Origin of the sequence: Pseudomonas sp. NPDC087598 (assembly GCF_044743525.1) — a bacterium.
Classification (GTDB): domain Bacteria; phylum Pseudomonadota; class Gammaproteobacteria; order Pseudomonadales; family Pseudomonadaceae; genus Aquipseudomonas.
On the sequence record NZ_JBIUWQ010000015.1, the window covers coordinates 56,550 to 69,375 of the forward strand.

The 12,826-nt window shown below is 61.1% G+C and carries 9 protein-coding genes and 1 pseudogene; 5 read left to right on the forward strand and 5 right to left on the reverse strand.

The window, feature by feature from the left end; translation table 11 throughout:
- The first annotated feature begins 14 nt into the window (after positions 1–14).
- From ACIOWE_RS11265 to ACIOWE_RS11275, 3 genes are read left to right on the forward strand one after another with little or no spacing between them, the layout of a single operon-like run.
- Positions 15–1,727, forward strand: a complete 1,713-nt coding sequence (locus ACIOWE_RS11265) for a DUF2138 domain-containing protein (RefSeq protein WP_401391015.1) — start codon at positions 15–17, stop codon at positions 1,725–1,727.
- The gene (locus ACIOWE_RS11270) at positions 1,712–2,362 is read left to right on the forward strand and encodes a DUF1175 domain-containing protein (protein WP_129395691.1); all 651 of its coding nucleotides are present in this window, start codon (positions 1,712–1,714) and stop codon (positions 2,360–2,362) included. Before ACIOWE_RS11265 ends, ACIOWE_RS11270 begins: the two co-directional genes overlap by 16 nt.
- Positions 2,359–6,933, forward strand: a complete 4,575-nt coding sequence (locus ACIOWE_RS11275) for an alpha-2-macroglobulin family protein (protein WP_401391018.1) — start codon at positions 2,359–2,361, stop codon at positions 6,931–6,933. The genes ACIOWE_RS11270 and ACIOWE_RS11275 overlap by 4 nt, the downstream gene beginning before the upstream one ends.
- Here the strand turns inward: ACIOWE_RS11275 and ACIOWE_RS11280 are convergent.
- Positions 6,926–7,231 (reverse strand): hypothetical protein, encoded by a 306-nt coding sequence (locus ACIOWE_RS11280; protein ID WP_401391099.1) that lies wholly within the window; start codon positions 7,229–7,231, stop codon positions 6,926–6,928. The two genes, ACIOWE_RS11275 and ACIOWE_RS11280, sit on opposite strands and share 8 nt — an antisense overlap.
- On the opposite strand from ACIOWE_RS11280, the gene ACIOWE_RS11285 reads away from it, so the two are divergent.
- Both ACIOWE_RS11285 and ACIOWE_RS11290 read left to right on the forward strand, forming a co-directional pair.
- Positions 7,133–8,554, forward strand: coding sequence for a DUF2300 domain-containing protein (locus tag ACIOWE_RS11285; RefSeq protein WP_401391102.1), 1,422 nt, complete (start codon positions 7,133–7,135; stop codon positions 8,552–8,554). The two genes, ACIOWE_RS11280 and ACIOWE_RS11285, sit on opposite strands and share 99 nt — an antisense overlap.
- Before the next feature lie 3 nt (positions 8,555–8,557).
- Positions 8,558–9,370: a YfaP family protein gene (locus ACIOWE_RS11290; RefSeq protein WP_401391021.1), complete on the forward strand. Its 813-nt coding sequence runs from the start codon at positions 8,558–8,560 to the stop codon at positions 9,368–9,370.
- A 9-nt stretch (positions 9,371–9,379) separates the two neighbouring features.
- Here the strand turns inward: ACIOWE_RS11290 and ACIOWE_RS11295 are convergent, their stop codons facing one another.
- The 4 genes and pseudogenes from ACIOWE_RS11295 to ACIOWE_RS11310 all read right to left on the reverse strand — a co-directional run bounded on the left by ACIOWE_RS11295 (position 9,380) and on the right by ACIOWE_RS11310 (position 12,798).
- On the reverse strand, positions 9,380–9,811 hold the full coding sequence (locus ACIOWE_RS11295) for a hypothetical protein (RefSeq protein ID WP_401391024.1): 432 nt from the start codon (positions 9,809–9,811) through the stop codon (positions 9,380–9,382).
- A gap of 77 nt (positions 9,812–9,888) precedes the next feature.
- Positions 9,889–10,164, reverse strand: a complete 276-nt coding sequence (locus tag ACIOWE_RS11300; protein ID WP_401391027.1) for a hypothetical protein — start codon at positions 10,162–10,164, stop codon at positions 9,889–9,891.
- Positions 10,165–10,389: 225 nt separating this feature from the next.
- Positions 10,390–11,853, reverse strand: a pseudogene (locus ACIOWE_RS11305) (DUF2875 family protein); the annotation flags it as partial.
- A 207-nt stretch (positions 11,854–12,060) separates the two neighbouring features.
- Entirely contained in the window at positions 12,061–12,798 is a 738-nt protein-coding gene (locus ACIOWE_RS11310; protein WP_401391030.1) for a hypothetical protein, read from the reverse strand.
- Between the last annotated feature and the right edge of the window lie 28 nt (positions 12,799–12,826).

The window sequence follows — 12,826 nt, forward strand, 5'->3', positions numbered from 1 at the left end:
CGGGTTTTGTGAACATGAGTGATAACACTGTTACTCCGGCCGTTGAAACGCCTGCCGGCAAACCTTCCCGGCGCTGGCCTCTGCTGTTGGTCGGGCTGTGCCTGGTGGCCGGCGTGGCCGGTGGTCTCGGCTGGCTGCTGCACAAACCCAAGGCGCCACCGGCTGCACTTGCCAGTGACAAACTCGGCCTGAGCCGCCCGGATGCACTGCTCGAAACCCGTTCCCTGAGCCAGTTGCCCAAGGACTTGCTGGCGGTGCCGTTCCTCAAGGCTACGCTCACCGAAGATTTCGTCTTCTATTACGAAACCCACGCCGACCGTCTCGGCCTGATCGGCAGCCTGCGCCGGATCATTTACGAGCATGACCTGAAGCTGCAGGACAGTCTGATCGAAGAGCTTTTCGATCAGCCGGCAGACGTCGCGCTGTGGCGCGGTGCCGATGGCCGGTTGAAGGATTTTCTGTTGGTGATGGATCGCGGCGGACTGGCCAAGCTGTTGGAGCCACTGGCGAAAGTCGCGCTGGATGACACCCAGCTCAGTCAGATGGGCGGACTCAAGGTCGGTGGCGACACGGTGCCGCTGTACCAACTGACCTACAACGCCAGCAAAGCCCTGTTGTTCGCCTCCCACGGCGACAAACTGGTGGTGCTGTCCAACCCGGCCAAGTATTACGACCCCGAAAGTGGCGCCTCTGAAGAATCGGGCCACGTTTCGCCACAAGCGCTGGCGGCACTGCTCAACGGTGAAAAACTGTTCCCGGAAGCCTTCGGCCTGCCAGCGAAAACCCCTGAGACCAAACAGCGTCTCTCGGTCAATTCCAGCGTCCTTGCCATGGGGTATCAGCGCTTCATCCCGAATTTCGCCGGGCTGCGCTTCGACATGGACGATAAAGGCTGGCACAGCTACCTCGCCATGGATGAACTGGACAACCAGCCGGATTTCGATTTCAAACCGGTGTGGCAGGCGATGCCGCTGGGCGCCAGTGCTTGCGTGACCTTGCCGGTCGCCGCTGAACCGCAAAAGCCGTTGCTGGTGAAACTCGGCGCCGAAGAAGCGGTGGCGCAGACCCTCACCGAACATGTGGCCGGCGCGGCGGGTCTGTGCTGGTATGCGGATTCACGTTTGTACACGCCATTGCTGGTTGCCAGTCTGAAGGACGAGGACAGCAGCAAACTCGACGGCGATCTCGGCAAACTGTTCGGCTCGATGGTCGGTGCATTCGAATCCAACGTCGAAGAAAGCGTCTTCCCGGTAGTCGAGAAGCAGGAAGGTCAGAGCCACGTCTGGCAACGTCAGGTCAGTTCCAATTTCGGCCCTTACGCGGCCAAAGAGGCCGAGGACCCGGACGCTATTTCCGGCAAGGCCTTCATGAAAGTCAGCCTCGCTCGTCACGGTTCAACACTGCTGTTTTCTCTCGACGACAAACTGGTCGACAAGGCTCTCGGCACGCTCGATAAACGCTTCCCGCCGATGGCTGACGTGCTGCCCAAAGATGTGCTGATGCCGATCTATTTCGGCCCCGACTCGATGGCGCAACTGATGCAGCAGGAAACCCTCGACAGCCTGCCGCAGGACATGGAGCCAGTGTTCTACAACGCCGCGCAAACCTACCTGATCCCGAAGCTGCGCACCCTCGGTGGTTACGGCAAGTACGCGCTGACCTTGCCGGAAGGCAGCGAGCCTGACGGTCATTGGCAATGGCTGCCGCTGGAATGGAAAGCGCTGTGACGGCACTGATCCGCAGCCTCGGCCTGCTCGCGCTGTTACTGAGCGCGGGCGCCCGAGCCGTCGAGGCACCGGCTCTCGATCCGGCGCAATCCCAGGTATTCCGCGCCTGGTTTGTGCGCATCGCTCAGGAGCAACTGAGCCAGGGCCCGAGTCCGCGCTGGTATCAGCAGGACTGTGCCGGGCTGGTGCGTTTTGCCGCCAACGAAGCGCTGAAAGTCCACGACGACAAATGGTTGCGCAGCAATGGTCTGTCCAATCGCTACCTGCCGCCGGAACTGTCGCTCAGCGATGACCAACGCAAGCTCGCCCAGCAATGGCAGCAGGGCGGCGGCAAGGTTGGGCCGTACGTCAACGCGATCAAACTGATTCAGTTCAACAGCCACCTGGTCAGCCGCGACGTGTCGCAGGCGCGCCCCGGTGACTTGATGTTTTTCGATCAGGGCGACGACCAGCACCTGATGATCTGGATGGGCCGCTACATCGCCTATCACACCGGCACCACCACCCCCACTGACAACGGCATGCGTTCGGCAAGCCTGCAGCAACTCATGACATGGAAGGACACCCGATGGATACCCGACGCAGCCAACCCCAACTTCATCGGCGTCTATCGACTGAACTTTCTCTCCCAATGACCGGTGCCCGCATGTTGCGAATCTGCGCTCGAATTCCCCTGCTGCTGGCGCTATTGCTGCCATTGGCGACCGTCAATGCCGAAGATTCGGTAGAACCGAGCAATTACACGCCGGTGTCCGGTGAAAGCTTTTTCCTGCTCGCCGACATCAGTTTCGCTGCCGACGAACAAGCGATGGTGCGCCTCGAAGCGCCGGGTCGTGACTACCGCCGGTTCCGCATGGAGCCCTATGGTGGCGCGGACATTCGCGTGTACCGCATCGACAAGCCGCTGGACTTCCTCAAGCGCCAGAAGAACCTGCACCGCGTGGTCAGCGACGGTCAGTTCAAGGGTGAAGGCCTGTCCAACACCCTCGCGTACCTGTGGGACAACTGGTACCGCAAATCCCGTCGGGTGATGCAGCGTGCGTTCTCCTACGAGTCGCGCAAACAGGTCACCGAAGAAGTGCCGGAACTGAAGATGGGCAACGCCATCGCCGCGCCGACGCCGTACGACGCACAGCCGCAATTTGCGCTGATCCCGGGTCTGCCGGTGGTCAGCCAGTTCCGTTATCCGCTGTGGCAGGCCAAGCCGATCCAGCCGCCGGCCGGGGTCAATCTGGCCGGCTCTTCCAGCGACTTTGTCAGCGTCGCACCGGGTAATGTCTACATCCCGCTGGGCAACCTGAAGCCAGGTCTGTATCTGGTCGAAGCGCTGATCGGCAAGTACCGCGCGACCACCATGGTGTTCGTCTCCAACACCGTCGCGGTGAGCAAGATTGCCGGTGATGAATTGCTGGTCTGGGCGGCGCGCAAACACGAAGGCAGTTCGGTGCCGAAGGTCAATGTGCTGTGGACCGACGGCCTCGGCGTGATGAGCAGCGGCGCCACCGATGCCGATGGTTTGCTGCGCCTGAAACACGTCAGCCCGGAGCGTTCGTTCGTGATTGGCGAAGACGAAGAGGGCGGGGTGTTCGTCTCCGAGAACTTCTATTACGACAGCGAAATCTACGACACCAAACTCTATGCCTTCACCGACCGGCCGCTATATCGCCCGGGGGATTGGGTGTCGCTGAAGATCGTTGGCCGCGAGTTCAAGAACGCGCGGGATTCGGTGTTGCCGGGAGCGGCTGACGTTAATGTCAGCGTGCTTGATGCGACTGGCACCGAATTGCAGCATCTCGATTTGAAACTCGATTCGAAGGCCGGCACTCAGGGCCGATTCCAGTTGCCGGACAATGCCGTGGCCGGTGGTTACGAGATTCGCTTCAATTACAAGGATCAGGCCTACAGCAGCGCCTTCCGCGTGGCCGAGTACATCAAGCCGCACTTCGAAATATCGCTGAATCTGGCCAAGCAGGATTACCGCACCGGTGAGCCAGTCAAGGGCAGCCTGGTGCTGCTCTATCCGGACGGCAAACCGGTGGCCAATGCCAAGCTGACCCTGAGCCTGCGTGCCCAGCAATTGTCGATGGTCGACAACGAGCTGCAATACCTCGGGCAATTCCCGGTGGAGCTGACCAGCACCGAACTGACCACCGACAGCAAGGGCAACGCGACCCTCGACTTGCCGGCCGCCGACAAACCGAGCCGTTACATGCTGACCGTGTTTGCCAGCGACGGCGCGGCGTATCGGGTCAAGACCACCAAAGAAATCCTCATCGACCGTGGTGCGGCAAGCTTCCGCTTGAGCGCGCCGCAACGCTTCAGTGCGGTCAATGACAAGGTTGCGTTCAGCTACGCCAACGAGGGCGGCACCGAGCAGAGCAAAGCGGTCACGCCGAACAGTTACGCCTGGGTGCGTCTGGAAGACCAGAGCACCGGCGAGGGCAAGCTTGCCGTCAAGGACAAAGGTTTCAGCATTGCCTTCGAGCGTCCGGGTACTTACAACCTGACGCTGAAAGATCAGCAAGGTCGTGTACTCGGCGCCACTGGCCACTCGGTCACTGGCGATGGCGTCAAAGCGGTGCCGGGCACCGTGGAAATCGTCCTCGACAAACCGGAATACAAGGCTGGCGATGAAGCCCTGGCGTTGATCACCTTCCCGGAGCCGGTCAGCGATGCGTTGCTGTCGCTGGAGCGTGACAAGGTCGAAGCCACCGCGCTGCTGGCCAAGGGCGGTGACTGGCTGAAACTGGAAAAACTCAGCGACACCCAATACCGCGCACGCATCCCGGTGAAAGACAACTTCGCGCCGAACCTGACCTTCTCCGTGCTGTACACCAAGGGTGGTCAGTACAGCTTCCAGAACGCCGGGATCAAAGTGATTGCGCCGCAAATCGACGTGGCGATCAGCACCGACAAAGCGGTGTATCTGCCGGGCGATACCGTCACGGTTGACTTGACCACGCAGTTCGCCGGCAAAGTGGTTCCGGCGCATCTGACAGTCAGCGTCGTCGACGAAATGGTCTACGCGCTGCAACCGGAAGTCGCGCCGACCATCGACCAGTTCTTCTACCATCCACGCCGCAACAACGTGCGCACCAGCGCCAGCCTGTCGTTCATCAGTTACGACGTGGCGTTGCCGGGCAGCCCGGGTGCGCCGGGCAAGGCCAACCGTAGCGAGCGTGGAGTGAAAGTGCTGGAGCGGCCGCGTCGTGAAGACGTCGACACTGCCGCATGGCAGCCGGAATTGCTGACCGGCGCAGACGGCAAAACCCGTTTCACCTTCAAGATGCCGGACTCGCTGACCCGCTGGCGCATCACCGCCCGGGCGATTGCCGATGACGGTCAGGTCGGGCAGAAAAAGCAGTTCGTCCGTTCGGAAAAACCGCTGTACCTGAAGTGGAGCGGCCCGAGCAAATTCCGCAAGGGCGATCAGCCGCAACTGGGTGTGTTTGCGTTTAGTCAGGCCGAGAAACCGGTGAAGGCTGAACTGGTCACCCATTACGCAGGCACCGAACAACGCCTGCCGGTGACGCTGAACAACGGCATCAACTACCTGCCGTTGCCGGCGCTTGCGCTGGTCACGGGTGAGTGGACGGCGGAACTGGTGCAGGATGGCAAAACCGCCGACTCCCTCGCCGTACGTCTGAGTGCGACCGGCGATGGTTGGCAAGTGACGCAGACCCAGAGCCTCGACGTGGCCAGCGGCGATACACCGCTGAACCTGCCGGCGGACGCCACGGACATTCGCCTGCGCCTGGATGACAGTCCGCAAGCGCTGTTCCGTTCAGCCCTAGACGATCTGCTCAGCTATCCGTACGGCGGCGTCGAGCAGACGGCCAGCCGTTTGCTGCCGCTGAGCATCGCTTATCCGTCGTTGGCGTCGAGCCCGCAGATCCGCGATCGCCTGCGTCTGATCATGCAGAACAGCCGTCTGCGCCTGGTGCAAATGGCCGGGCCATCGGCGAGCTTCACCTGGTGGGGCTACGATGGCGAGCCGGATGCGTTCCTTACCGCTTACGCTTACTACGCCGACTGGAACGCCAGCCAGGTGCTGGAGCTGACCTTGCCGCCGGAGCATTGGCAGCGGGTGCTCGAGGTCTACGCCAAGCAAGCGCCGAACACGCCGTTGCTGCAACGGGCGCTGATTCTGTCGTTCGCCAAGCAGATGCATCTGCCGGTCAACACGCTGCTCAGCGGCTTGATGGAGGATCTGGCCAAGGCTGGTGAAGGCAACGCCGAAACGCTGCTGGACGATGGTGAAGACAGTCTGGTGATGGGCGATCCGGATTCGGCGCTCGGTCTGGCGGCGGCGCGAGTCTTGACCGCAGCGCTGGCCACGCAGTCGAAAGTGACATTGCCTGATGCGTTCAATCGTCAGGTGGGCGCGGCGCAACAGCGTCTGTCGGTCAGTTCACAACCTTTCGCCGAGGCGCTGAATCTTTCGCTGCAACCGTTCGATCAGGCGCGTGCGACGGCGTTGCTGCAACGTTTGCTGCCGCAGCAATCGACCCTCGAACGCGCACTGGCGCTGAGCTGGTTGCAACGCAGCATCGCTCAGGCTTCGCCGACCATCGCGCTAACGCCGGGTGAAGGCTGGAAGAAAAATTACGGCGCGACTGGCGAGATGTTCTGGACATGGCAGGGTGCGACGCCGGTGCCGAGCGTGTTGTCGGTGTCTGGCACTCAGGAGCGTCCGCTGCGTGCGGCGCTGAGCTTCCAGACCCAGCAACCGGCCGTCGATCCAATGGCCGTGACCATCACCCGTCGCCTGTCGCGACTGGTGCCGGGCGACGAAGCGTTCACCTTCAAACTGGAGCCGGTCGGCACCAAGCCGCTGTCCAGCGACAGCCTGTATCTGGACGAAGTGATCCTCACCAGCAAAGCGCCGAAACCGCTGCGCTACGGCATGCTCGAAGTGCCGCTGCCACCGGGCGCCGATGTCGAACGCACCACGTGGGGCATCAAGTTGCAGGGCAAGGACGGCACCGAGCCGACCGCGCTGGAGAAGGCGCGCTTCGAACCGGGGCAACTGGCTTACGCGGTGCCGGTGGATGCGCTGAGCGGTGAATTGCGCCTGCGTCATCTGGTGCGGTTCTCGCAGAAGGGTCAGTTCAATCTGCCGCCGGTGCGTTTCACTCAGGTTTACGCGCCGCAACATCAGGCTCAGGAAGCGAAAGCCGCCCTCGGTCAGGTCACGGTCAACTGACATGACCCGGCCGCTGCTGTGGCTGCTGATGTCTGTGATTCCTGCGCTGGCGGCGGCGCAGGATGAACCGTTGCGCGTGGCGTACAAGGGTGAATTGTTGTCGTTGAACCAGACGCAACTGATCGCTCGCGAGCCTTTGCCGCCATCGCTGGATACGCCGCTGGGCAGTCTGTGGAAATTGTTCGTTTATGCGTGGCTGGTGGATACCGGCGCTCGCGAAGCGGCTTATGAATGTCGCGGGCAGTCGAAAGAGGAAGTCTATTGCTGCTCGGTGGGCGGCAAGATCGAACGTGATCAGGCGTTGGTGAAATCCTGCGGGTTGTATTTCGAGCCTGCGCGGTTGGGTATTGCGGCTGCGGATTGGCGAACCTATTGGCAGGCGCGGCAGGCACCTTCGTGGTTGCTGGAGTTGCCATCGGTGCAGCCAGCCACGCGAGTTTCCGTGGCTGACTTGCTCAAGGTGTTGGCTTCGTTGCCGGCGCAGGAGCAGATGCGCCGCGTTTTGCTCGATGTGGTGCTGAATGCTGCCGACGGCAATGTCGTCGGTGAACTCGGCGGACGCCTGCGGGTGAAAACCTGGAGCTGGCTCGGCGATCAGGATCCGCATTCGCGGCAGGGTGGTTTTGCCGGTTGGACGGCTGATGGCTCGCCGGTTTGGGCCGGTGGACGCGGCACCAGTCAGATGGTTCTGCGTCATTACGGTCAGGCGTTGGCGCCTGTGTTGCCGGCGGCATGGCCGGCGGAGGCGGGGCGCTGTGTCGAGGTCGGGCTGTTCTCTCGCTATCCGCTAACCCGCGTTCTGGCGGGTGAACGGGTCGTAACTTCCGGCCCGCTACAGGGCGACTACCGCGTCGAATTCGCCAACGGCAATGCGCTGGATATCCACAGCGACGGTGAACTGTTTCTGCTCAACGACAAACTCGTCGCCAGGCTCGATCGCGAAGAATACGTCGCCCGAGTGCTGGAACGCGAAGCCAAACCGGAGCCCGCCGAAGCTGCCAAAGCCTTGGCCGTGGCGATCCGCACCTATCTGCTGCAAAACGCCACGCGCAGCGGCGACTGCCTGAGCATCGACGACAGCAGCACCCGTCAACGGGTTGCGCCACGTCCTGCTTCCGCCGAATCGCGCAACATCGCCGCATGGACCGCGGATCTGGTACTGGCCGGCAGCACCGTCACCTATCACTCCGATCAACCCGGCCCGGACAAACTCGCCTGGCAGCAAGCCGTGGAACAGGCCAATGCCGGCCAGCGCTACGACGCGATTCTGCTGCATGCCTATCCGCGCGCGAGCCTCAGCCGCTGGGACAATCCGGTTGCCTCCTGCGAAGCATTGCCCGCTGCGCAAGACTGGCTGCAAAAGCAGCGGCGCGGCTGGCGTCCGAAGCTGGAAAGCGAAACCGGCTACAACGAAGTCAGCACATTCGCCGTGTGCAAACTCGCCTTCGGCCGCCCCTTCGTCGACCGCGAACGTCAGCGCATCTACGTGCGCGGCGTGCTGACGTTGCAGGATCGCCTCGACCTGACTCACGAATATCTGCACCTGGCCTTTGAAGCACATCCCAATGGCCAGGATGAAACCTACATCGAAGGGCTCGCCCGTCACCTTTTGCTGGAATAGACCATGACACTCCGTTATCCACAGGTCTTGCTGCTGCTTTGCACGTTGACCGCGCTATCGCCGGCAATCGCCGCCGACAGCGTCAAACTCGACACCCCGATCGGCGGCTGGCGCAGCGGCGCCCCCGAAGGTGAGGGCGAAAGCTTCCGCCAGACCGTGAATTACCCGGCCTCGTCGGTCAACACTCCGGTCGGCCAAGCCAACACCGCACGCATCAGCGGCGAAATCAAAGCCACGCCAAAGAGCCGCGAGCCTGGCCGCTTGATCGTCAACGGCGTCAGCATGCCGCTGAAAATCGACGACAGCGGCCGCTTCGACCGGCCGTTTTCCTTTCCCAACGGCAGCAACAGCGTCGAAGTCCGCAGCCCCGGCGGCCAACAACGCCACCGCACGCAATTTCTCAATACCAGCGGCGGCGCCACCCCGGCCAAACTGCGCGTACTGCTGGCGTGGGACAGCGACGGAACCGACCTCGATCTGCACCTCGTCACCCCCGACGGCGCGCACATCTGGTACGGCAACCGCACCGCTGCCAACGGCGCTGCCCTCGACGTAGACGTGACCACCGGTTACGGCCCGGAAATCTTCGCCATGCCGGCGCCGATCAAGGGGCAGTATCTGGTGTACGTAAACTACTTCGGCGGTGGTTATCGCAGTGATGAAGATGGCAGCGATGAAGCGGTGCAACCGTTGACCACGGCGCAAGTCACGGTGATCACCGAAGAAGGTACACCGAGCGAGAAGATGGAGACGTTTTTGATCCCGATGCGCGCGGTCGGCGAGCTGACGCTGGTGAAGTCGTTCAGTTATCCGTGAATCACCTGTTCATTTAGGAAAAACACCGCACAGGGCATTGCCTTCGTAACCGTGCACGATCGGCCCCAGCACCATGAGTGGGCCGCAGGCGTAGAGCGGGGAGGGCACTGTTTGTTGCGTGTCGAGCAGAACGACTTCCCTGCCGAATTCGTCGCTGCCAAAGGATTGCTCGTAGTACGAATTGCACACCGGCAGCTTCAACGGCACCGGAATCACCAGCGCCCAGACCGTGATTCCGCACCATTCGCGGGTGGGTGTCGATGTTGCTGTTCTGGTGATTTGTGGAGTGATTGAACGGTAGCTTTGCGCTCTGTAGGCGTCGGTTTTCAGTGTGACTTTTTCCGGGAGGGAGATGCCTACGCCGACGCATCCGGTCAAGCAGAGGCACAGGGTTGTTGCAGCAACGGATTTCAGTCGTGTGCTCAGAGTTCGGGGGATCAATTTCTAACTTCCTTGTGGAGCGATTCTCGGGTTTCTAGCCCCTCCAACCGCGTTGGACGGTTACTTCAAAAGAGGTTTCAGCAAACCAATGGCAACGTGGGTGTTGAGTTGCTGGCGTTGGCACTTTTGAGGTGCAGCAGCAACGCAGGCATGAACGCGACGTCCAGCCTGTCGCGCCTGCGCCAGAGTTCGAGCATCGTCAATAAGCCGTTGCCGAATGCCAGCAGTGAGTAGAGCAACACACTGTTCGGCATCGACTGGTAGAGGGCGGGTATCAGACACAACAGCAACCAGATCACACCTCCTGCCAGAATCCCCAGCAAGCACGTCTTGCGACTGACCAAAGTGCGCATGGCCGTCCAGTTGAACGCCGCGCTGAGCAATGGCGCAACGTTGCCGAAAATGATCGGAATGTAGTCGACACCCCCGGCCGGTGAAGGGGATGCGGGTAAAAACAGAGGGTGGTTATGGGGCGGGATTTAGCACTGAGGAGGTGGAATTTGCAAGTGTTTGGGGGCCAAGCAGACGAGTGATTCACCAGAACTTCCTCGGTGCGCAAACGTATCCACGTTTCACGGGGGTGTACCGGTACTGGAGGCTTGTGGCATCAGGTTGACGCCGAAATGTTCGTTTCCCAGCGGTTTTTTTCCGGGTGTCGGCGAGGTTACGGCGATGATCGTCGCCTGATCCTGACGCCGCATGGGCATGACTATGCTGGTGTCGGCATTCAGGTAACTGGCCATCGTCGCGAGCGTGAGCCCTACGAAAGGCGAGGCCGAGCCGGTGTCACCCAATCGCTGGGTGAGGTCGTAGCTCGCGTGCGAATCGAGCAGGTTCAGCGGACTGTGTGCCGCGTTGAGCGCCGGCAACAGTTGCGCCAGTGGCGTGGTATTCGAGCCCCCGTCAAAGAACACCCGGGTAGGCTTTTGCGCGAGTCTGTCCGTGGCCTCTTTCCAGCCAGCGGCCAGTTTGACGGTCATGACCTCACGCTTGAGACGTTCACCGTTATCGGGCTGCAGCAGCGATACATTGACCGGCCGATGTAATCTGGCCAACACGGGCAGTGCATCCCATTGCTCGAACGCATGCCGGGTCCAGGGCTGAGGAATGAACATTGAGGGCCGGAACTCCACGGCGGGTTTGCTCGTTCCCCAACCGGTGAACTCCGGGTCAATCCTGTTCTTGTTGACCTTGGCAAACTGAGCGTAGTAACGCAGCCATTCGACGCGTTCGGGGCGCCCGACGACCATGGCGACCATCGAGTCGGTGAGCTCACCTGGTTTACGCGGGCCAGGCCCACCAATCAGTGGCGCTTTTTTTGCGGAGAGAGCAAACGACATGCTGAACCCTTCAACGTTGTAGATCAGTACGGCGGGGAGGTCGGGGTTTTGCTCGAACAGTCGGAAAAGGTTTTCTACCAGGCCTTCGGGGGTGTCGTTACAGATAACGCCGTCTTGCAGATTGCGCACGCGATGCCAGTGCAGGCCCGCTTCCGTGCGGTATGTGTTGACCATACCGGTAAGCATTTGCCGGGTTCTTTCTGCGGAGAAACGCAGGTTCGGTGTGTCAGGGTTCCAGCCTCGAACCACGGTGATGGCGGGGATGGGCCACTTTTCCACGAAGTCGCGTAAACCCAACTCCAGCGCATCGGCCTTGCGCTTGTCGTAGGCCATATCTTTGTCGTCAGCATCCACCGGGTACTTCTTCGGATCGGTAGGCAGGATGCTGCCGACGTGCCGGGCCTCGGCCTGTTGTGCATTCTGTTCCTGCAAGGCTTTCCAGACCTGGCCCTGACGGAAGATATCCAGACTTATCCCGACGGCGAGCACATCCAGAGTGTCCAGACGGGGCGAGGTAACCGGGGCGCGGTAACGAGCATCAACAGGCATGGCTGCGGCATCCTTGGCAGAGGTATAGGTCGTCACGGGGGAGGGCGGGCTGGCAAAGCAACGGCTGACCGTCAATGGTTGCTCAGCGGCCAGAGTCAGAGGAGAGGTCAGGAAAAAAACGCTGAGCAGCAGGCAAGCAGGCTTGAGAAGCATGCCGTTTTTGCTCTTGCGACGCCGGCAGGCTGTGCCGTCATCGTTGGCGCGCATGCTGTTGCTGGCTGGCGGCGGATAGGGGATCGATTGCCTGGAACAAGGTTCCTTTGCCTGTGCAGCGTCAGTCATCACGCATTTCCTCCTTGAAAATTGACTCGATGGCCTCAACGAATGCGCCTTCGATTTGATCCCCCGCGATAATGACCCTTATTGGCGTTGCACCTCAAATACGAAGGGATCTCCCTGATTCGGGAAGTGCAGCAGGTACTGCGCAACCGGAGTCTTGCCATCGGGCAACAGATAATCCATTTTCAGCCCGGTCGGATTATTTTCCCGCTCCGGACCCAGGTAGGAATTGTCCGGATAGCTGAACTGACTCTGTGGTGCTTTGCGAACGCCCGCACAGGACGCAAACAGCCGCGGCAACGCGTAAAAGTGTTGGCCGTGTATCAGCAAAACCTGAGGGTATCGATCACCGTAGCCACTGCTCACGTACTGCATCTCGAGACACGCCGAGGTGCCTTGGCGCCAGACCGTAGCCGACGCCACATTTTCCGGGTCGACCGGATCACCTACGCGCCATGCCGGCGTCGCGAGGTTGCTGACGTCGCGCAGCGGCCAGCGCTGTTTGCCGATCGCCAAGGCCTTGCCATCGAAAACAATTTCGGGCGTGCCTTTGGGCGGTTTTAGTGGCAGCCCATCGGGCGCGCTCCAAAGCGCCTGGTTATAACGTTCAAACGCTGGGCGCATGGCATTGACCCAAAGGCAATGCCTCGGCGATTCAGAGCAGGTCATGGCCAGTTCCATCCCCGACCCTACAAACAGGTTGCTGCCCAGCGACTCATAGAAAGCACGGTAATCGGTGAACTGCACCGGGGCTGCCGAGGCCGCAAAGGGCAGGCTCGCACCGAGAAACAGGCTCAGGCAACAGGTAAATGTGCTCATCGATGCCCCTTGGCGCCGGATGCCTTGA

Bases quoted from the DNA above. Each gene is read 5' to 3' on its own strand.
- ACIOWE_RS11265 (WP_401391015.1), top strand. From the start codon at position 15: ATGAGTGATAACACTGTTACTCCGGCCGTTGAAACGCCTGCCGGCAAA.
- ACIOWE_RS11270 (WP_129395691.1), top strand. From the start codon at position 1,712: ATGGAAAGCGCTGTGACGGCACTGATCCGCAGCCTCGGCCTGCTCGCG.
- ACIOWE_RS11275 (WP_401391018.1), top strand. From the start codon at position 2,359: ATGACCGGTGCCCGCATGTTGCGAATCTGCGCTCGAATTCCCCTGCTG.
- ACIOWE_RS11290 (WP_401391021.1), top strand. From the start codon at position 8,558: ATGACACTCCGTTATCCACAGGTCTTGCTGCTGCTTTGCACGTTGACC.
- ACIOWE_RS11300 (WP_401391027.1), bottom strand. From the start codon at position 10,164: ATGCGCACTTTGGTCAGTCGCAAGACGTGCTTGCTGGGGATTCTGGCA.
- ACIOWE_RS11310 (WP_401391030.1), bottom strand. From the start codon at position 12,798: ATGAGCACATTTACCTGTTGCCTGAGCCTGTTTCTCGGTGCGAGCCTG.